25 protein-coding genes are annotated in these 18,930 nt (G+C 62.5%); 16 read left to right on the top strand and 9 right to left on the bottom strand.

What is annotated here, in order from left to right; translation table 11 throughout:
• The first annotated feature begins 76 nt into the window (after positions 1–76).
• Complete coding sequence (gene trxB, locus ACFQ2F_RS06425; RefSeq protein ID WP_379087398.1) at positions 77–1,039, top strand: thioredoxin-disulfide reductase; 963 nt, start codon at positions 77–79, stop codon at positions 1,037–1,039.
• A gap of 178 nt (positions 1,040–1,217) precedes the next feature.
• Here trxB and ACFQ2F_RS06420 read toward each other — a convergent pair whose 3' ends face one another.
• From ACFQ2F_RS06420 to ACFQ2F_RS06400, 5 genes are all read right to left on the bottom strand, one after another.
• Positions 1,218–1,631 carry a VOC family protein gene (locus tag ACFQ2F_RS06420; protein ID WP_379087395.1) on the bottom strand — a complete coding sequence of 138 codons (414 nt, stop codon included), beginning with the start codon at positions 1,629–1,631 and terminating at the stop codon, positions 1,218–1,220.
• A gap of 3 nt (positions 1,632–1,634) precedes the next feature.
• Positions 1,635–2,573 carry an alpha/beta fold hydrolase gene (locus ACFQ2F_RS06415; protein ID WP_379087392.1) on the bottom strand — a complete coding sequence of 313 codons (939 nt, stop codon included), beginning with the start codon at positions 2,571–2,573 and terminating at the stop codon, positions 1,635–1,637.
• 34 nt (positions 2,574–2,607) lie between these two features.
• Positions 2,608–2,817, bottom strand: coding sequence for a TOBE domain-containing protein (locus ACFQ2F_RS06410; RefSeq protein ID WP_379087389.1), 210 nt, complete (start codon positions 2,815–2,817; stop codon positions 2,608–2,610).
• 79 nt (positions 2,818–2,896) lie between these two features.
• Positions 2,897–4,099, bottom strand: coding sequence for a pyridoxal phosphate-dependent aminotransferase (locus ACFQ2F_RS06405; protein ID WP_379087386.1), 1,203 nt, complete (start codon positions 4,097–4,099; stop codon positions 2,897–2,899).
• Positions 4,100–4,355: 256 nt separating this feature from the next.
• The gene (locus ACFQ2F_RS06400) at positions 4,356–4,841 is read right to left on the bottom strand and encodes a YciE/YciF ferroxidase family protein (RefSeq protein WP_379087383.1); all 486 of its coding nucleotides are present in this window, start codon (positions 4,839–4,841) and stop codon (positions 4,356–4,358) included.
• A 228-nt stretch (positions 4,842–5,069) separates the two neighbouring features.
• On the opposite strand from ACFQ2F_RS06400, the gene ACFQ2F_RS06395 reads away from it, so the two are divergent.
• Positions 5,070–5,540 carry a hypothetical protein gene (locus ACFQ2F_RS06395; RefSeq protein WP_379087380.1) on the top strand — a complete coding sequence of 157 codons (471 nt, stop codon included), beginning with the start codon at positions 5,070–5,072 and terminating at the stop codon, positions 5,538–5,540.
• A gap of 128 nt (positions 5,541–5,668) precedes the next feature.
• Positions 5,669–6,196 carry a hypothetical protein gene (locus ACFQ2F_RS06390; protein WP_379087377.1) on the top strand — a complete coding sequence of 176 codons (528 nt, stop codon included), beginning with the start codon at positions 5,669–5,671 and terminating at the stop codon, positions 6,194–6,196.
• A 52-nt stretch (positions 6,197–6,248) separates the two neighbouring features.
• Here ACFQ2F_RS06390 and ACFQ2F_RS06385 read toward each other — a convergent pair whose 3' ends face one another.
• Positions 6,249–6,938, bottom strand: coding sequence for an SRPBCC family protein (locus ACFQ2F_RS06385; protein WP_379087374.1), 690 nt, complete (start codon positions 6,936–6,938; stop codon positions 6,249–6,251).
• Positions 6,939–7,022: 84 nt separating this feature from the next.
• On the opposite strand from ACFQ2F_RS06385, the gene ACFQ2F_RS06380 reads away from it, so the two are divergent.
• Positions 7,023–7,193: a hypothetical protein gene (locus tag ACFQ2F_RS06380; RefSeq protein ID WP_379087371.1), complete on the top strand. Its 171-nt coding sequence runs from the start codon at positions 7,023–7,025 to the stop codon at positions 7,191–7,193.
• A 56-nt stretch (positions 7,194–7,249) separates the two neighbouring features.
• On the opposite strand, the gene ACFQ2F_RS06375 is transcribed toward ACFQ2F_RS06380, so the two are convergent.
• A complete protein-coding gene (locus tag ACFQ2F_RS06375) occupies positions 7,250–7,615 on the bottom strand; it encodes a DMT family protein (protein WP_379087368.1) in 366 nt (121 codons plus the stop codon).
• 142 nt (positions 7,616–7,757) lie between these two features.
• On the opposite strand from ACFQ2F_RS06375, the gene ACFQ2F_RS06370 reads away from it, so the two are divergent.
• From ACFQ2F_RS06370 to ACFQ2F_RS06330, 9 genes are all read left to right on the top strand, one after another.
• A complete protein-coding gene (locus ACFQ2F_RS06370) occupies positions 7,758–7,946 on the top strand; it encodes a hypothetical protein (protein WP_379087365.1) in 189 nt (62 codons plus the stop codon).
• A 121-nt stretch (positions 7,947–8,067) separates the two neighbouring features.
• Entirely contained in the window at positions 8,068–8,475 is a 408-nt protein-coding gene (locus ACFQ2F_RS06365) for a DUF3775 domain-containing protein (RefSeq protein WP_379087362.1), read from the top strand.
• A 262-nt stretch (positions 8,476–8,737) separates the two neighbouring features.
• Positions 8,738–9,292, top strand: a complete 555-nt coding sequence (locus ACFQ2F_RS06360) for a hypothetical protein (protein ID WP_379087359.1) — start codon at positions 8,738–8,740, stop codon at positions 9,290–9,292.
• 391 nt (positions 9,293–9,683) lie between these two features.
• Positions 9,684–10,532: a formate/nitrite transporter family protein gene (locus ACFQ2F_RS06355; RefSeq protein ID WP_379087357.1), complete on the top strand. Its 849-nt coding sequence runs from the start codon at positions 9,684–9,686 to the stop codon at positions 10,530–10,532.
• 18 nt (positions 10,533–10,550) lie between these two features.
• Positions 10,551–10,967 carry an MAPEG family protein gene (locus tag ACFQ2F_RS06350; protein WP_379087354.1) on the top strand — a complete coding sequence of 139 codons (417 nt, stop codon included), beginning with the start codon at positions 10,551–10,553 and terminating at the stop codon, positions 10,965–10,967.
• 91 nt (positions 10,968–11,058) lie between these two features.
• Positions 11,059–13,467, top strand: a complete 2,409-nt coding sequence (uvrB, locus tag ACFQ2F_RS06345; protein ID WP_379087351.1) for an excinuclease ABC subunit UvrB — start codon at positions 11,059–11,061, stop codon at positions 13,465–13,467.
• A 153-nt stretch (positions 13,468–13,620) separates the two neighbouring features.
• Positions 13,621–14,031: a hypothetical protein gene (locus ACFQ2F_RS06340; RefSeq protein ID WP_379087348.1), complete on the top strand. Its 411-nt coding sequence runs from the start codon at positions 13,621–13,623 to the stop codon at positions 14,029–14,031.
• A 137-nt stretch (positions 14,032–14,168) separates the two neighbouring features.
• Complete coding sequence (locus tag ACFQ2F_RS06335) at positions 14,169–14,540, top strand: hypothetical protein (protein WP_379087345.1); 372 nt, start codon at positions 14,169–14,171, stop codon at positions 14,538–14,540.
• Positions 14,541–14,729: 189 nt separating this feature from the next.
• A complete protein-coding gene (locus ACFQ2F_RS06330; RefSeq protein ID WP_379087342.1) occupies positions 14,730–15,014 on the top strand; it encodes a hypothetical protein in 285 nt (94 codons plus the stop codon).
• A gap of 49 nt (positions 15,015–15,063) precedes the next feature.
• On the opposite strand, the gene ACFQ2F_RS06325 is transcribed toward ACFQ2F_RS06330, so the two are convergent.
• Positions 15,064–16,254 (bottom strand): lytic murein transglycosylase, encoded by a 1,191-nt coding sequence (locus ACFQ2F_RS06325; protein ID WP_379087339.1) that lies wholly within the window; start codon positions 16,252–16,254, stop codon positions 15,064–15,066.
• 275 nt (positions 16,255–16,529) lie between these two features.
• Positions 16,530–16,742, bottom strand: coding sequence for a hypothetical protein (locus ACFQ2F_RS06320; RefSeq protein WP_379087337.1), 213 nt, complete (start codon positions 16,740–16,742; stop codon positions 16,530–16,532).
• A 189-nt stretch (positions 16,743–16,931) separates the two neighbouring features.
• On the opposite strand from ACFQ2F_RS06320, the gene ACFQ2F_RS06315 reads away from it, so the two are divergent.
• The 3 genes from ACFQ2F_RS06315 to ACFQ2F_RS06305 all read left to right on the top strand — a co-directional run bounded on the left by ACFQ2F_RS06315 (position 16,932) and on the right by ACFQ2F_RS06305 (position 18,705).
• Positions 16,932–17,273 carry a hypothetical protein gene (locus ACFQ2F_RS06315; RefSeq protein WP_379087334.1) on the top strand — a complete coding sequence of 114 codons (342 nt, stop codon included), beginning with the start codon at positions 16,932–16,934 and terminating at the stop codon, positions 17,271–17,273.
• 307 nt (positions 17,274–17,580) lie between these two features.
• Positions 17,581–18,171: a septal ring lytic transglycosylase RlpA family protein gene (locus tag ACFQ2F_RS06310; RefSeq protein ID WP_379090620.1), complete on the top strand. Its 591-nt coding sequence runs from the start codon at positions 17,581–17,583 to the stop codon at positions 18,169–18,171.
• A gap of 195 nt (positions 18,172–18,366) precedes the next feature.
• The gene (locus ACFQ2F_RS06305; protein ID WP_379087331.1) at positions 18,367–18,705 is read left to right on the top strand and encodes a hypothetical protein; all 339 of its coding nucleotides are present in this window, start codon (positions 18,367–18,369) and stop codon (positions 18,703–18,705) included.
• The last annotated feature ends 225 nt before the right edge of the window (positions 18,706–18,930 follow it).

Raw genomic sequence — 18,930 nt, 5'->3', positions numbered from 1 at the left:
CGCCCAAGGGCTTCGGCGATTACCTGTTGCCTCCAATCCCAAGCGCCTGAGACGCGAGTTATTCGAGAGGCATTCCATGAGCGCTCGCCACGCCAAGGTGATCATCATCGGGTCCGGCCCCGCCGGCTATACCGCCGCCATCTACGCCTCCCGCGCCATGCTGGAGCCGCTCCTGATCCAAGGCATCCAGCCCGGCGGCCAGATGACCATCACCACCGATGTCGAGAACTATCCCGGCTTCGCCGATGTCATCCAGGGCCCCTGGCTCATGGAGCAGATGGAGGAGCAGGCGAAGCATGTCGGCACGGAGATCATCAATGATCACATCTCCGAGGTGGACCTGAAGCAGCGCCCCTTCCGCCTGAAAGGCGATGGCGGTGAGGAATACACCTGCGATTCCCTGATCATCGCCACTGGCGCCCAGGCCCGTTGGCTCGGCCTGCCGTCCGAAAGTCATTTCAAGGGCTTCGGCGTGTCGGCTTGCGCCACTTGCGACGGCTTCTTCTACCGCGACAAGACTGTCATCGTGGTCGGTGGCGGCAACACCGCCGTCGAGGAAGCGCTGTTCCTCACCAACTTCGCCAAGCAGGTGATCCTGGTCCATCGCCGGGGCGAGCTGCGCGCGGAGAAGATCCTCCAGCAGCGTCTGTTCGATCATCCGAATGTCGATGTCATTTGGGACACGGTGCTCGACGAAGTGCTGGGCGAGGAGGATCCGCGCGGCGTCACCGGCGTGCGCCTGAAGAACGTCATCACCGACGAGACCATCCTTCAGCCCGTCGACGGTGTCTTCATCGCCATCGGCCACAAGCCGGCCACCGAACTCTTCGAGGGCCAGCTGAAGATGCGCACGAGCGGCTATATCGAAACGGCGCCGGATTCCACGGCGACCAACATCCCGGGCGTCTTCGCCGCCGGCGACGTCACCGACGAGACCTACCGCCAAGCGGTTACTGCCGCCGGCATGGGCTGCATGGCCGCCCTGGAGGCGGAGCGCTATCTCGCCGGCATCGAGCATGTGAGCGAGGCGGCGGAGTAGCACCGCCCGCTCCATTGGGCTCCCCAGACTCAGCTGTCATCCCTGCGAAAGCAGGGATCCAGTAGTCCCTATCTGAGCGCATAGCGTGGAGGCGGTGGTTACTGGATTGCCCGGTCGAGCCGGGCAATGACAGCCTTCATTAGAGCCGGCATCTCGGCAGAAAAATATCTGAGTCCGCCTACTCCTCGGCCCCCGGCCCCAGCGGCTGGCCGTAGCTGAACTCGATCACGTAACCGGTTGGGTCCGTCACCGCGCAGAGATAGCCGGTGGGCGGCTTGAACTCCTTGGGCGCCCAGTGGAGACAGCCTTCCTGTTCGGCCCGCTTCGCGATCGCATCGATATCCTCGCGGGCCGAGACGGCAAAGCCGTAATGGGTCATGTCGCTACTGTCGGGCTCCCGGCGCGCGCCGCCGCCCATCATCACCAGCACGAAATCGTCCTCAGAGCCCGGGCTCGCCATCCAGACCGTTCGGCCAGGACCGTCCCCGTGCTCGAGCACAAATTTCAGCCCGCAATAATCCTCGTAGAACGCGATCGATTCATCAAGATCGCAAACATGCAGGGCGCAATGGGTGAATCCGGCAGCACTCATCCCTCAAAGGTCGTCATCGGATCCGTCATACGCAACCCCGGCACCGGCTTTCAACGATGCCTCGATGGCATCCAGCACCTCACCGATATGATCGAACACCCAGTAATGTCCGGCGCTCGGCATCACATCCAGCCGGCAATTCGGCAGCAGATCGGCCAGATATTCCGCCGCCGCCGGGGGCACCTTCCGGTCTTCCATGCCTTGCCAGAGAACCGCCGGCGCGATGACGTTGGTAAAGTCGACGCCCCAATCCGTTCCGAAGAAACGCACGTCCTGAACGGCCCCGCGCACATCGGCCCGCAAGCCTTCGTGATGCGCGGCAATTAGGCATTCCCGTACATCATCTTGCTCCAGAATACGGCGATCCTCATGCCCCACGCTTCTCTTCAAGCTGCGATAGGCGAGCCCCGGGGCAAGCCGGACCATGCTGCGCATGGACCAGAAGATGGCCGCGGAGATTTTAGGCCGGAAAGGCAGATCTCTGAAAACGCGCCGGTGTGCAGCCCCCAAGCGGAGCCGATCCCCCATCGCGTAGACCGGCCCCACCGGACTGACCAGCGCCAGGAACGCCGTCCGCTTCCGCATGCCCGCCGCGGCCGCCACCGCATATGGCCCGCCGCCCGACACGCCCATCACGGCAAATCCCTTCAGATCGAGCGCATCGGCGAGCGCCCGCAGATCGGGCACCCAATCCATCACGCTCGCAAATTTCTTGAAGTCCGACAGCCCATAGCCCGGCCGGTCGGGCGCGATCAGGCGCAAACCCCGGGCCTTCGCTTCGTCATCGGTGATGGTGAAGGTGAGCCGGGAACCCGGCGTGCCGTGCAGGGCAAGGACGGGAAGACCGTCCGCGTCGCCGAACTCGGCATACCCCATCCGCCGCCCGTCGCTCAGCGTCAGGCTTTGAGCTTGGCTGGAGGCGGAGGGCGCGATCTGGTCCATCGGGAGATCCCGATCAGTGATACCGGCAGCGTCGCTATTCGCAGCCGATGATCACGTCGCCCGGATTGATGATCAGCACGACATCCTTGCCTTCATAGAGGCCGAGCTTCTCTAGCGACGCCACCGTGACGCTGGTCTCGACATTCAGCTCGCCAGCAATCTCCACATAGACGATGGCCGTCACCGCACCTTTGCGGATCTCCATGACCTTGCCGGCGATCTGGTTGGGAGTGGTGAGTTTCATTGAACGAGCCTCTCTTCGAAAATGTGAAAGCGAAAGATCCGCGGCGCCCTATGGCAGCGGCAGCCGCCGCGCCGGAGCGTTAGCGGAGATTAGCGCAGAATCGCTGGATACGGCGGCAAGCCTCTTCAAGATCGTCTTTGCCCGTAGCGTATGAAATGCGGAAGAAGGGCGACAGCCCGAACGCCGCGCCATGCACCACGGCGACCCCCTGCTCTCCCAGCAGCGCGCTCACGAAATCCTCGTCGGTCTCGATAAGCTTGCCGCCTTCGGTCGTCTTGCCGATCGTCTCCGCGCAAGACGGATAGACGTAGAAGGCGCCCTCCGGCGTGGGGCATTCCAGCCCATCGCATTGATTGAGCATGGAGACTACGAGGTCCCGCCGGTCCCGGAAGGATTCGACCCAGTCCTTCAGGAAATCCTGCGGCCCGTTCAAAGCTTCCACCGCGGCCCACTGGCTGATCGAACAAGGGTTGGAGGTCGACTGGGACTGCAAGGTCGCCATGGCCTTGATGAGCTTTTTCGGTCCGCCGCCGAAGCCGATGCGCCATCCCGTCATGGAATAGGCCTTGGAGACGCCGTTCATGGTCAGCGTCCGTTCTTTCAGCTTCGGCTCTACCTGGGCCGGCGTAAAGAATTCGAAATCGTCGTAGACGAGATGCTCGTAGATGTCGTCCGACAGCACCCAGACATCCGGGTGCTTCATCAGCACGTCGGTCAGCGCCTTGATCTCGTCCTTGGTGTAGGCCGCGCCCGTCGGGTTCGAAGGCGAGTTAAAAATCATCCACCGGGTCTTCGGCGTGATGGCCTTTTCCAGCTCTTCCGGCGTCAGCTTGAACTTGTCTTCAAGCTTCGTCTCCACGATCACCGGCGTCGCGCCCGCCAGCATCACGATATCCGGATAGCTCACCCAATAGGGCGCCGGGATGATCACCTCATCCCCCTCGTTCAGGGTCGCCAGCAAGGCGTTGTAGAGCACCTGCTTGCCGCCCGACGCCACGGTGATTTCGTCGGTTGCGTAGCTCAGCCCGTTGTCGCGCTCGAACTTCGCCGCCACCGCCCTTTTCAATTCAGGAATGCCGTCGACGGCGGTGTATTTCGTCTCGCCGCGGTTGATGGCGTCGATCGCGGCGCGCTTCACATTCTCCGGCGTATCGAAATCCGGCTCGCCGGCACCGAGGCCGATAACGTCCTCGCCCGCCGCTTTGAGTTCGCGCGCTTTGGCCGTGATGGCCATGGTTGGCGAAGGTTTGACCCGTGCGAGAGCGTCGGCGAGGAGTTCCATTTGACCAATTTGCCCGACAAGGCTCATCCCCTGCCCGGCCCCTATTGAAAGCCACAAGAGTTCGGCGTCCTGAGATGCCGGCCAAGAACACGCAGAACAAGTACACCCGGAACGAGGACGAGCGATCCGCATCGCGGAGATCGACAGATAGGGATAGCCAGCTTGTCTCTAAAGAACGTTGATGGGCTTTAGATAAACCAACGGCGCGGACAAAGCCATGTCCGCGCCGTCGCATATTGGCCTAATGCCAGAGTTTTTACGCCGCCTGCTGGTTCAGCTTGGTCTCGGCCAGCTGGCTCAGGCTGGAGTCGGCATTGTACTCCTGGTCCAGTGTCTGCTTCAGGAGGCTGGCGACCTCGGCCGGCAGACCGAGCTGGTCGGCCCAGGCGATCAGCGTACCGTAGCGCGAGATCTCGTAATGCTCCACGGCCTGGGCGTTGGCGATCATCGCCGCGTCCAGCGCATCGGCATCCTCGATCTCCGAAGCGATTTCCTTGTGCTCCTTAATGATGCCGTCGATGGCCGGGCAGGTCTCACCCTCAGGCTTGGCATCCAGCAGCTTGAAGACTTCCTCGAGCCGGTCCTTCTGGCCCTTGGTCTCCTCCAGATGATCCTCGAAAGCCTTCCGGAGCTGATCGGAATCGGCCTTGCTGGCCATCTCCGGCAGCGCCTTCAGAATCTGCTTCTCGGCGTAATAGACGTCTCGAAGCTGATGCATGAATAGATCTTTGAGCGTTTTCATGGGTCCTTCCTCTCCTGAATTAATTGGGCCCGGCGGAAAGCGTCTGAGTGGGGGGCGCCGGGCGCCTGTTTTCACGGGAGCCTAACGACGGCCTGCCACCGCTTGTTCCCCCCCACATCTGCGGGATTGCCGGACCGGCGAAGGACCAGGACGATTCGAAATCGCTGAAGTGTTTCAGAGATTTGCAGCGATCTCGGTTAGGACTTCGCAAGCCTCTTTTGCGATGTCATGCCCCGCCGTCTGAGCGTCAAATTCCTGCTCACCCATCGCCCAATTGCTGTGATGATTCTTGCCCGACTTGAGCTTTGGGGGCCAAGCAAAATGTTCAAAAACCGCTTACCAGCTTGCGCACTAGCCGCTGCCGCACTCACCGCCGGACCGGTGGTTTTCCCGGTTTCGATTGCCGCATCGGAGCCGCAGATCGTGCCGGCCAGCCATCCACGCCCGGTCAAGGTCGAGCCCATCATCTTCTCCGATGGCGAGCTCACCGCCGCCGAGGTCCCGACCCTGCAACCCGCCAGGCCCAAAGCGGCCCAGGGCGCAGCCTCGCCGAAAGGCAATCTCCCAAGACAGCTGGCGATCCTCGTGATACTTCTTTCCACACTCGGTGTGGCGACACGCCTGCTTTGGCGCCGCCATCTTCGCGCCCTTTCCTTCGTGCAAGATGCGGATGTCGACGAAGAAATGAGGAGCAATTAATGCGATCCCCACAGGGCCTCTTCAAATTCGGCACGGCTGTTACGGGGCTTGGCCTCGCTGGCGGCTGCGCTGCTCTTTTTGGTTTTGCGTTGATTGGTTCTTTCGATGCGCTCGATTGGCGCACACCCGTGTCGAAGACTTCGGACTTCGACCAGATTTCCTATTTCGATGACGAGCCGGCCGACGGTCAGCGGAGCGAAGCGTCGGTCCGCCGACTGGGCATGAGCGCCATCCTTGAAGAGACCGCCGCGGACGAAGTCGCCATTTCCGCGCTTTCCGGCAAGCTAGGCAAAGAGTCGGACACACCTGCCGAAACCGGCAGCCTTCCGCGCCAGGCCTCTCTCGATCCGGCTCGGGATCCCCATCTCCAGCCCGACCCGAATGCTCTTCTTCGGCCTGAGAAGGTCGCGGTGGGCGACCGCATCACCGTCGTGACGCCCGATGGCCTGTCCTATGTCTACCGGGTGACCGCCCGCGACGCCGCCGATGAGGGCGAGGATGCCACGCTCGATCGCACGAAGCTGGGCCAGCCCGCACCCATCGATGCGAACTGCACGGCCCTGAACAACCTCGTGGCCGGTGCATATCGGTTGGTGATCGAATCCGTGCAGGCCAACAACAGCGGCCATCGCACCCCGGGCGAGCAGAAGCTTTAGAAGCTCTGGGAGCAAGCCTCCTCGGAGAAAGTCTCCCGCAGCCCAACCAGCCTTATTGCTTTTGGACGTCCTGGGCAGCGGGCGCTGCCTCGGCAGGCGTCGCCTGGGCGGGCGCGACTTCGACGGGAGCCGCCTGTGTGGCCGCGCCTGGCGTCATCGATTCCTCCGGCGCCCGCTCTTTTTCCACAACACTCTTCAGCTTCGAAAGGCCGAGCTGATAATCGGTACCCACCAGCCGGTCGAGCATCAGCCCTTTCCAGCGTTTGAAGAGATTGGTGCCCGTATCGTAGCCAAAGCCCCAGGTCACCTTGCTGCCCGAGCCGGAGGGCGAGACGAGCAGGTAGCTCGTGCCTTCGAGCCCCCCGAAATCCACGTCGTACTCCACCTTCCTAGGAGCCTCGCTTTCGGTGATATCGATGCTGCCGGCGCCGACAGACGGCACGTCGCTAAACCATTCCAAATGCGCGCCCTCGCCTCCCGCTGCACCCGAATAGTCGAATCGCATATCGGGGTCCCGCTGCCGCCAGGGCAGCCAGACGGCCACTTTGCGAGGATCGTTCAAATGCGAGAAAACCGCCCCTTCCGGAGCGTTGATGACGATCGTCCGCGCCACATGCACATGATCGGGCAATGTTATCGCGACGCCGGCAAGAATTGCGAACAGCGCCACCACCCCCAGCACCAGTCGTAATACCGGCCGCACACTAGCCTCCCCCGTTGCCCCGCGGTTGATGATCCCCACAGGCTTGAACCTAGGCGCGAGATCACCGCTTCGTATTTTCACACAAACCCATTACCCTCCGACCGTCAACTAAGGGAGGGCAACATGCATCTTAGTGCACCGACTCAAATCGTATTCTTCATTTCTCTGATTTTGGCGATTCTGGCCGTTCTTGGTCTCTTCGTCGCCATTCCATTCGTCACTGCAAATGCGTTCTGGGTGGCCATCGCCGCTTATGTGATCCTGGCCCTCGGCAACCTGCTGGCCGGGATGTAATCTTTTGGGCTCCGGCCGGCGTCATGCCGGTCGGGGCTCTCTTGCGGGCCCAGCAGTCACCCGTTGAACACAAACGCCGCACCTGCCGCGATCAGCGCGAATCCGATCACCTGCATCCAGCTCAACGGCTCCTGGAAGTAGAACGCCGTAAAGCCCGCGAAGACGATCAGCGTGATCACCTCCTGAATGCTCTTTAGCTCTGCGGGCGAATAGACCGCGCTCCCCAGCCGGTTGGCCGGCACGGCGAAGCAATATTCCACCAGCGCAATCCCCCAGCTCACCAGAATGACCAGCGCCAGCGGCACGGCCTTGAACTTCAGGTGGCCATACCATGCGAAGGTCATGAACACGTTCGAGCAGAACAGCAGCAGGATCGGGAGGAGATAGGCGAAGAGACCTGCGGGGGCGGAAGCAAGCGCCATATCATTCAAGCCTTCATATTGATTTCCGAAAGTGCCGCTCGAAACTTGCGGCGGGGAGATGCGGAACCGGGCGTGACAATCGGCTCGCCTTCCCATACTCAGCCCATTAGGCTCGAACCGGCAAAACAAATGGGGGCATTCCATGGCGCGCGGCTACTGGCTTTCACCACCGACCTATCCGATCTTCCTGATCTCGCTGATCCTGGTCATCCTCGTTCTGCTTGAGACCTACACGCCGTTCCATATTCCCTTCATCGCCGAATACCGCTTCGAGACCCTGCTGGTCGCCTATTTCGTGCTGCTCGCCGGTAACGTCTTCCGCGGCGTTTGACCGGCGCCAGCCCACCTTCACGCGAGATTGGAACGGGCCGGGACCCTCTGCGTTGCTAGGGCCAAACGGAGGCGTCATTGACGCTTCGGCAGAGCTTGCAGGCAGATCCAGGAAATCCCGAATGACCGAAATTTCCATCGACCCCGATTATGTGAAGTCTCTCGCGGTCAAGGTCCGGGCCATCATGGTCGAAGAGGCCAATGAGATGCCCGATGTCGGCTCCAACCCGACCGACGACGAAACCCCACCAAATGAATTTCAGGATGATGAGGGAGATCTCCGGCGCGAGGAGATCGTGGAAGAAATTCAGGGTTTGAACGAGCAGGAGCAGGCCGAGCTGGTCGCTCTCCTATGGCTCGGGCGTGGCGATGGCGAGCCGGCCGAATGGTCCGATCTCGTGGATCAGGCCAAGGACCGCCAGGAGATCCCCACCGCGGACTACCTCCTCGACCATCCCCATGTCGCCGACCATTGGCTGGAAGCCTTGAGCCAGCTTGGCCTGGGCGGCCTCGTCGACGGCGTCGACTAGCCCCTATTCGTTTCGCCAGGCGGTCCCGCCCTCGGCACCGCGCTGGAGCTCGCCGGTTTCTTCGCCACCATCCTGACGCGCAGGCGACAGAGATCCGGGCGCCGGCGTCGACTTCCCAACGATGCGGGTGATCGGAGCAGTCTGCACGCGGTCATACCCGCCGCTGCTGCCGAAGGTCGAGAAGGCCGGCTTCGAAGGATTGGTCTCCGGCGTTTTCGGCCGGGGGCTCGCGCTGGAGCCCGTCTTCCGCTTCGGCGTCGGCTTGGCCGCCCGGGTCTGGGTCGGCGCCTTCGTCGCCTTGCTCGGTGCTTTGGCTGCCGCGCTCTTGGTTGAAGGCTTCTTCGCTGACGATGTCTTCGCCGAGGATTTTTTGGCCGAGGATTTTTTGGCCGATGGCTTTTTGGCCGGCTTGGCCGCGCTCACCTTGGCGCTCTTCTTGGTCGGTGTGGATGCTGTCTTCGCCGCGGTCTTCTTTGCCGGAGCGGCCTTCCGTGCCGCAGGCTTCTTCGCCGCGGTCTTCTTTGCGGCAGTCTTCTTGGCGGGAGTCTTGTTGGCGCTCGCGGTTTTGGCCGAAGCCGCCTGCGCCGGGGCCTTCTTCGCCCCAGTCTTCTTAGCTGCACTCGTCTTGGCCGCGCTCGGCTTCGCGGCCGCCGTCTTCGGTGCCGGCTTTTTCGCAGTTGTCTTGGCCCCGCTAGTCTTAGCTGCGCTGGTCTTGGCCGACATGCTCTTCGCCGCCGTGGTCTTGGTGGTTTTAGCCTTCGCTGCGCTCTTTTCCTTGGAACCGGCTCCCGAACGAGCGCCTTGCTTGGCCGCCTGAGGTTTGGCCATGGTCTCCTGCTCCGTTTCCTTCCCGCCCAGCAGTCTACAACGCCATTATAGCCCAGAAGTTACCGATCTCCCGCAATATCAGAGCGAAATGCACCGAGAAGTCTTCCTTTTCCTATGGATTTTGGGGATTTTCGCCGGTTTCCCCGGGAGTACAGCTCCCATTGATCTTGAGGGCCTTAACGCGAGCGCTACGCTTTGCCTTGCAGTCTACCCGCCGAATCCGTCTAAGATCGCCGGTTAACCGGGGCGCCACGCTGGCGCACCCCCTTTCCCGGTGAACCATGAGCGCGTTCAATCGTTAGCCAGCGCTATGACCGGGCCCATCGGAGCCGGGTTTCCAGCAAGATTTCCGGCGAAAAGAAGATTTCCGGCGAGGTAGAATGGCGAAACCTGCAGAAGACAACGGCCCCACCAAGCAGGAGGGGCTGAGCCGAGAAGAAGCGCGTTCTGTCCAGAAACGCCGCCGGCTCCGCGCCGCGGTTGTCTACGAGATCATCCGAACCGAGGGTGAAGGCGAACTCGCCCGCTCCTGGACGGCCCTATGGTGGTCCGGCCTCGCCGCCGGTATCTCCATCGGCTTCTCGGTCCTCTCCCAGGCCATGCTGGCAGCCTTCATGGGCGACCGGCCCGGCGCCGACATCATCGCCGATATGGGCTATGCGGTAGGCTTCCTCATCGTCATTCTGTCCCGCCAGCAGCTCTTCACCGAGAATACCCTCACCGCCGTTCTGCCCGTCATATCGCGCCGGCGTCTCATGTGGGTCGGAGTGCTCCTGCGCCTCTGGGGCATCGTGCTCGCCGCCAACCTGGTAGGCTGCTTCCTCGTCGCCCTGTTCCTGGCCTTTTCTGGCGCCCTCACGCCGGACATCGTGAAGGCCGTCGTGAAGATCTCCGAGCATCTGATGGAGAACTCCGTCGGCGAGATGTTCGTCAAAGGCATCGTCTCAGGCTGGCTGATCGCAGCCCTGGTCTGGATGCTGCCCTCCGCGGAAGGCACCGAGATCTTCGTGATCTCGCTCATCACCTATCTCATCGCGCTCGGCGGCTTTACCCACGTCATCGCCGGCTCGGTCGAGGCCTTCTACATGTTCCTCACCGGCCACGAGAGCCTGCTCCGCGTGGTCTTCGTCTTCTTCATCCCCACCCTGCTCGGCAACGTCGCCGGCGGCACCATCCTCTTCGCCGTCCTGAGCTATGCCCAGGTGAGAGAAGAGCTGGACGAGCGGTAGGCGGGAGAGATCGAGATCATGACCACGCCCCTTTACGTCCTCGTCCTCTATGCGCTTTGGACCATCGCCGTGCTGTTTGCGGGGGTGGCGACGGCCCGGGCCCGGCGCGTCATGAAGGGGGAGAAGTTCTCCGACTTTCCCGGCGGCGTGGCGGAAGGGCCGTCTTATCACCAGCGAGCCATGCGGGCGCATCTGAACTGCGTGGAAAATCTGCCGGTCTATGCCGCGGTCGCGATCACCGCGGCTATCGCCGGCGTCACCGGACCGGTGATAAGCGCCCTCGCCATCACCGTGCTGGTCTTCCGCATCGCCCAGTCGAGCCTGCATCTCTCCTTCGAGCAGACCGAGAAGGTCGTCCGCATCCGCGGCTCGCTCTTCGGTATCCAGATTCTCGCGATCATCTGGATGGCCCTCATCGTGCTGATCTACGCCTGACACCGAAGCGTATCGCTCCTAGACCTGCGGCTTTAAGCGCAACGCCGCAGACCCTCTAGGCAAACGGGCCGCCTGGCCTCATATTCGCCCCATGCCACCCCGCACAGCCAGAACCTTCGGCTCCCGCGCCGAACCCCGCGCCGTCACCGGCGAGGAGGCCGGCCTTCCGACAGGCGAAAACCGCACCGGCATGTCCGAGGCGCCCCAGCCGTTGATGCAGGACCATCCCCTGGCCGGCGGCGTGAACATGCCGACCTTCATGCCCCATCGCCCGCCCCGGCCGGAGAAATCCGAAGGCGGCGTGCCGATCACCCTGAAATCGGAGATGGAGCCCAAGGGCGACCAGCCCACCGCCATCGCCGAACTCGTCTCCCAGGTGAATGCGGCGGAGCGCGACCAGGTGCTGCTCGGCGTCACCGGCTCGGGCAAGACCTTCACCATGGCCAAGGTGATCGAAGAGACCCAGCGCCCCGCCCTTATCCTGGCGCCCAACAAGACCCTGGCCGCCCAGCTCTACGGGGAGTTCAAGAGCTTCTTCCCGGACAACGCGGTCGAGTATTTCGTCTCCTATTACGACTACTACCAGCCAGAGGCTTACGTCCCGCGGACCGACACCTATATCGAGAAGGATTCGTCGATCAACGAGCAGATCGACCGCATGCGCCACGCCGCCACCCGCGCCCTACTGGAGCGCGACGACGTCATCCTCGTTGCCTCCGTCTCCTGCATCTACGGTATCGGCTCGGTCGAGACCTACACGGCCATGACCCTGAGCCTGAAGCGGGGCGAGCGCATCGAGCAGCGCCAGCTCATGGCCGATCTGGTGAGCCTGCAATACCGGCGCTCCGACGTGAACTTCGTGCGCGGTTCCTTCCGGGTGCGCGGCGACACCATCGAGCTCTGGCCGGCCCATCTGGACGACAGCGCCTGGCGCATTTCCCTGTTCGGCGACGAGATCGAATCCATCACCGAGTTCGATCCCCTGACCGGCGCCAAGACCGACCAGTTCGCCATGGTCAAGATCTACGCGAACTCCCACTACGTCACGCCGAAGCCGACCCTCAAGCAGGCCGTGAAGGGCATCAAGCACGAGCTGAAGCTGCGGCTAGACGAGCTCCACGCCGCCGGCCGGCTGCTCGAAGCCCAGCGCCTGGAGCAGCGCACCACCTTCGATCTGGAGATGATCGAGGCGACCGGCGCCTGCGCGGGCGTTGAGAACTATTCCCGCTATCTCACCGGCCGCGCGCCGGGCGAGCCGCCGCCCACCCTGTTCGAATATCTGCCCGACGACGCCCTGGTCTTCGTCGACGAGAGCCACGTCACCATTCCCCAGATCGGCGGCATGTTCCGGGGCGACTACCGGCGCAAATCGACTCTGGCCGAATACGGTTTCCGCCTGCCGTCCTGCATGGACAACCGGCCCCTGCGCTTCGAGGAGTGGGACGCCATGCGGCCCCAGACCGTCTATGTCTCGGCCACCCCCGGCTCTTGGGAGATGGAGCAGACCGGCGGCGTGTTCACGGAGCAGGTCATCCGCCCCACCGGGTTGATCGACCCGCCCGTCGAGATCCGCCCCGCCTCCACCCAGGTGGACGATCTCATCGACGAGACCCGCCAGGTCATTGCCCGGGGCCAGCGCGTGCTGGTCACCACCCTGACCAAGCGCATGGCCGAGGACCTGACCGAATACATGCATGAGCAGGGCATCAAGGTCCGCTACATGCACTCTGATGTTGAGACCCTGGAGCGCATCGAGATCATTCGCGATCTGCGCCTCGGCGCCTTCGACGTGCTGGTGGGCATCAACCTGTTGCGCGAGGGCCTCGACATCCCCGAATGCGCCCTGGTCGGCATTCTCGACGCGGACAAGGAAGGCTTCCTCCGCTCCGAGACCTCCCTGGTCCAAACCATCGGCCGCGCGGCTCGGAACATCGACGGCAAGGTCATCCTCTATGCCGACGGCATGACCGGCTCCATGGAGCGCGCCATCGCCGAGACCGAGCGGCGGCGCGAGAAGCAGCTAGCCTATAACGAGGAGCACGGCATCACGCCGGAAAGCGTGAAGAAGCATATCGGCGACATTCTCTCGTCCGTTTACGAGCGCGACCACGTCATGGTGGATGCGGGGCTCGGCTTCGCCGAGGACGACCAGGCCTCCTTAGGGCACAATCTGGAATCGACCATCGCCGATATCGAAAAACGCATGCATGCCGCGGCCGCAGACCTGGAATTCGAGGAGGCCGCCCGCCTGCGCGACGAGCTGAAACGCCTGAAGGATATGTCGCTGGCTATCGCCAACGATCCCCTCGCCCGCCAGGATCAGCTGGAGAAGGCCGTGCGGGACGGCAACGGCCAGCCAGCCCTGAACCGGCCTCATAAGCCGAGCCTCGACGAGATGGGACCCCATAACCGGGAGATCCCCCTGGCCGAAAAGCCCAAGCGCCGCCCCTCCAAGGCCGGCATGCCGGGCACCCGCGCCACCAAGGGCAAGCGCCGGTAGCAAATCGAGCGCCGCCAGGGCCACGCGAGGACACGCCGCCCCCACAACTTTCCACAGGTGGCGGGAGAGTCCGTGCGTCACATCGCAATTCGCCGCACCATTCGCTACGCCTTGAGAGAGAAAACGATTCGGGGGTGGCTGATGCCCGGCACCATGACAAAGTTTGTGCTCGGCGAGATCTTTAAGGCGTGGCGGCGTCAGGATCTCGATCTCCTGGCGAGCTATCTGCCGACCGATTTCGGTCACGATATCCGCCTGCCGACAAGCGTCCTGCCACAGGCGGGGCTTATCGAGGGAAAGAAACCAGCGCTGAACCGGCTCAGCCTCATTGCAGAGGCGTTCGAGATCGTCCGGTTCGATACCCAACGGCTCCTGGCTGCGGCGGATAGAGCCGCGGCGGAAGTGCCCATCTGTTACTGGCACCGCAAAACCGGTTACACCCTGGAGACAACCATGGGGATGTTCTGGGAGTTGGAGGAAGGCTGGCCGACCCGCCTCGTCGAGTATCACGACATCGACCGCGTTGGCCGTTTCCTCGAAAAAATCCACCGCGACGACGCCTGACACCTCCCTCGCGACAGGGCGTTCCCCTTGCGCCCTGCTTGTAGGCAGGATTCGAACCCTCATATCTCCTCTAAAGCTGGAAGTTCGAGCCTGCCGGCTCGCACGGGAGCGCGGATCGCGCCCCGAGGATGGATATCATGAAACCCAAACTCTTGATGACCGGCGCCCTTGCCCTCGGCATCGCCTTCGCGGGCACCGCAACGGTTTCCCCTGCTCTCGCGGCAGGCGGCTACAAAGCTCAGTCCAAGCAGCAGGAGCGCCTCCTGCGCCAGGAGCGTAAGGCTGAAAAGCGCGCCCAGAAGCAGCTCCAGCGCCAGCAGCGCCAGGAAAGGTTTGCCGAGCAGGAAAAGCGCCGCGAGAAATTCGACGAGCGCTATGGCGACCGCTTCGACGATCCGTTCTTCGATCGCCGGGCCTACTGGCGTTACCGCGCATATCCGGGATGGCGCTACGGACCGTATGGGAGCCCCTTCTACGACCCCTATTTCGGTGTGCCGCCCTGGTGGTAGGCAGGACGAAGATAGTCCTCGCCAGCCCGTTCGCAAATTTCCATACGGTGATCGCCCGAGAGTGTCGCGCGAAGGCCAGCTATTCCTGAAACGGAATCTTCAACTGTCCCGAATAGACTTGTGCAAAACGAGTTACGCGCCAGGGAACAAAATGCTCTAACCTGGCGCTATTACGGCAGGGAGATTCTTATGACCAACCCGATGTTCATAGCCACGACTTTCGCTTTGGCGGCAACCGTGATCGCCGCATCAGCGATGCCCGCCTCGGCCGGGCTGTTCCGGAACAAGGAACGCCAAGCCTCAAGCGGTGCCGGCATCACCTACCTCACGCCCGGCCAGGCCCGCCGCGCTAAGCGCCAGATCTATGATGAGCCCATGATCCTGAACAACAGGGTCTATCCGGGCATGCGGTTCGAGCCGCCGAACAGCGCGTTCTTCGGCGGCAATCCGATGATCGGACCGTCTAGCTGGTAATTGAAGAGTGGGCGCAGGGACGCGCGGTCCCTGCCCTTGAAAGCAAGGCCTAGCCGCCGCGCCGCAGCCGCGCCAACAATTCCGGCGTCGGATAGCCGTCGGCCGGCAGGCCGAGCTTCAGCTCCACATCGGTCACCGCCTTGCGGGTGTTCTCTCCGATAATCCCGTCGATCTTCCCCACATCGTAGCCCCGCTGCACCAGCAGGGTCTGCAGCTCCTTGGTCTGCGCCAAGCTGAGCGACTGGACCGGCGCCCGCCCGCGTGACAGGGGCGGCGCGCCCGCCAGGCGCGTGGCGAAATACGCGGCCGTCAGGGAATAGGTCAGGGACTGATTCCATTCCAGATAGACGTCGAAATTGGGATAGGCCAGGAAGGCCGGCCCGTTCCGCCCCATGGGCAGAACCAGCGCCGCCGGCAGATTGTCGTTGGGCAGCGCACTGCCGTCCCGCTTGGTGACGCCAAACCGCGCCCAAAGCGCCCGCGGCTTCTTGATATGGACGTCGGCGAGCTCCCACGGCATCTGCACCGGCACGCGCACCTCTTCCAGCCAGGGCTCGCCGCGCCGCCAGCCGAGCGACTGGATGTAATTGCCGGCCGAGGCCAGGGAATCCGGCGTGCTGTTGATCAAATCGCGCCGCCCGTCCCCGTCGTAATCGACGCCGAACTCCTCATAGACGCTCGGCAGGAACTGCACCTGCCCCAGCTCGCCGGCCCAAGGCCCGCGCATCTGCCGTACAGTGAGATCGCCGCGATCGATGATGCGCAACGCATCCATGAGCTGCTCGCGGAATTCCGCCGACCGGCGGCAATCGAAGGCGAGCGTGGCGAGCGACTGGATGGTCGGCCCATTGCCCGTATTGGCGCCGAAATCCGTCTCCAGCCCCCAGAAAGCCACGATGACCGGCCCCGGGACGCCGAACTCCTGTTCGATCCTGTCGAAGGTCTGGGAATATTTCTTCAGATTGTTGGCGCCGTGCTGGAGCCGGTAATTCGCCACCATGCGGTTGGAGAACTGCAGGAAATCCTGCGCGAACACATGCTGAGCGCGATCCTTCGCCACGATGGAAGGATCATAGCGGACGCCGGCCAGCGCTGCCTGGATGGTCTGGCGGGAAATGCCTTGGGACGACGCCTCCTGCTTGAAGTCCTGCAGCCAGGCCGGGAACTGCGCCGGGCTGGGGCTTTGACAGGCAGCATGGGCCCCGCCGGAGGCGAGCGTGAAAAGAGCGACGGCGGCCATCGCCGCGATCGACCCTTTGAATGAGATTTTCGGAAGTGCGCGCATGGGCGCCACTTTGCCAGCGCCCCTGCGCCAGTCAAGCGCCAACAGGCCCCTCTCTCACCCGAAGTCGCGAGCGAGCTATGAGGGTCGGCACACGGACCGTTGGGGCACCGGAATCGGCAACCATCGCCCCTTGCGAGAGCAGGAGTCCGGTTCCAATGGTCTACTCAGGAGAACGCGGCACTTTCCGCCGCCCGTGACGTCTGGCAGAGCTTGGATCTGCCGCGGGATACCTAGTCGGTGTGCGGAGGCAGATCGTCAAACCAGATACGATCGGCCGTATCGGCCTCCTTGCCGCGCTTGCGCCCACGCAACGTGTCATATTCGTAGGACTTGCCAGCTCGGCACTTCTCACCGTAACCGCTTTCTGAAAGCTCCTTCAGACTCGCGGAAGGTGGGGACGTTTCCCGGCTCGTTTCTTGCGCTTTCATCTTCTTCTTAGCCATTTTGTCATCCTGGCCCGCTTTTCTGTCTTGGGCCTGTCATCCTACAAGTTAGGATATTGTTCGATATGGGCAAGGATTGGGCGCCCATGTCCAACAAAAAAAATGCATTCGCACATTATTTCATCTATGTTTTTTGTGCTCAAACTTGCGGCGCTAAAGACACCAGCCTGCCACAAGGAGACCTCGTCGATGACAAAGTGGAAGAACCGTTCCCAGAGCACGATTCGGTGGGCCGGACGTGCATGTCTCGGGCTCGGCCTGGCGGCCGGATTTGTCTCTCTCGAAGCTGTTCCGGCAGAAGCCAAGATTCGCTGCCAGGGCATCTACATGCAGACCAAGAACGGCCCGATCGTCACGCCGTATTGCAGCGAGAAGGAGATCGCCCGCGTTGCGCGCTCCTACGGCGAGAAGGTGACGGACGCCCAAGTTCACAATGATGCCCTCACCAAGGTCCGTCTGTGTCAGAGGTTTGGCAACGACAACCGGCTCAAAGGGGCCTGCGGCGCCTACAATCTGCGCAATTATCGCTGACTTAGGCGCGGCCGTCATGGTTTCTAACCTATTGACGCCCCTGCACTAATTCGCCTGAATAACCCTCCGGACTGGCCTGCGAGGCCTCCTCCTGCCGCCCTGCCCAATCAAGGCGGCGCGCCCAAACGCCTGCCTCGACAACAAGGTTCCCCAATCAATAAATGGCCCTTGTGTGACCTCTAGGCAGTCGCCTTTCTGCCTTGTTTTTCCTTAGGTTACGGGCTCGTTCGCACATGAGTGCACAACGGGTTCAATAGTTTTTCGTCAATAAATCCCGACATCTAAAGGAGCTCCACGCATGTTGAATATGCGCGCCTTCCTGTCTCTTATCGGGCTTGCAGGGGCCGTCATCGCTGCGCCTCTCGCCTTGGCTCACGCCGACCAAGTCGGCCACGCCTCCTGGTATGCTCTCCACTCGCGCACCGCGAGCGGCGAGATGATGAATCCCAATGCGATGACTGCCGCACACCGGTCGCTGCCTTTCGGCACCAAGGTGCGGGTCGAGAATCTCAGCAACGGCCGTTCCGTGGTCGTTCGCATCAACGATCGCGGCCCCTTCGTTCATGGCCGCGTGATCGACGTTTCCAAGGCCGCTGCCGCCAATCTCGGCATGATCGGCTCCGGCACCGCACAGGTCCGGATCAGCACCTCCGGTCGGGCCGTCTCCCAGGCCTCTTCCAAGTCTGAGTCGAAGCGCGTTGTCCGCGGTCACATGGCCCAGGTCGCCAAGTCCGGCCACCGCACCAAGGAGGCCTTCAAGTCGACCTCCAAGAGCACGAAGCGCGGCGGCACCGTTACCGAAGCCTCCGACAAGAAGCAGTACGGCATCTTCGCCGGCGGCCTGTTCGGCGGAAAGAAGGACGAGAAGGCCGACCGTCGTAGCGTCGCCCGTAACTAGCGAAAGCAAAACGTCACAAAGAATGGCGTGAAGGCGTCGGCTGCGGCCGGCGCCTTTTCTTTTGCGCGAACCGTCAAGACTCCGAAACGAGAGTTTTCTAAAGACGCGACCCTGCTACCGGGAACAGTCGCGCGTCTTTTGCATTCCGTCGTGAACGCTGTTCTCCAACATCGAAGCATTGCATGAGGTTCGCGAATGCCGATCTCCCCCCTCCGGCGGATAACCCCGCGCGGGTTCATCATCATCCTGCTGATCCTCGGCGCCTTCGTCGTCATGGGGATCGATCAGCTGCACGCGGCGCCCGCCGCACCGTCGCGGATCTGCACCGTTGAGAGCGAATCCGCTCGCGGCTTTTCTGCAAAGCGGGTGGAGCAGCGCGCCGAAGAGAAGCTCAACGAGGCGCTTGCCCTCGTCCGCGCCGGAGAGCTCGGCGCCGTCCCCGATGCCGCCTTCATCTCCACGGTCTGCGAGACAGACAAGGCGCTGGTGCGCTGCACGAGCTCCGTCACGATCTGCAATGAAGCACGGCGCTAGACCGGCGCTCTCGCCTGACTCTGCGGCGGCCTGCACGCGCACCTTGCGCTTGTTTCACAGGCGTTGCCGTCATCGAGTTGACGCATCATGAGGCTTGCGCTTTCCGCAAAGCCACTCATACACTCTTCGGGCTTTTCGGGCTGGATGCGAACCCGGATCGACACGAAGAGCGGCTCGGGTAGAGCGGCGCAGCGAGGTCTTTTCCGTTTCCAGACATGCCTGATG

It is taken from the genome of Methyloligella solikamskensis (assembly GCF_042676065.1).
Classification (GTDB): Bacteria; Pseudomonadota; Alphaproteobacteria; order Rhizobiales; family Methyloligellaceae; genus Methyloligella; species Methyloligella solikamskensis.
Note: the sequence above shows the minus strand (reverse complement) of the source record. Positions and strands in the feature narration are given on the sequence as shown.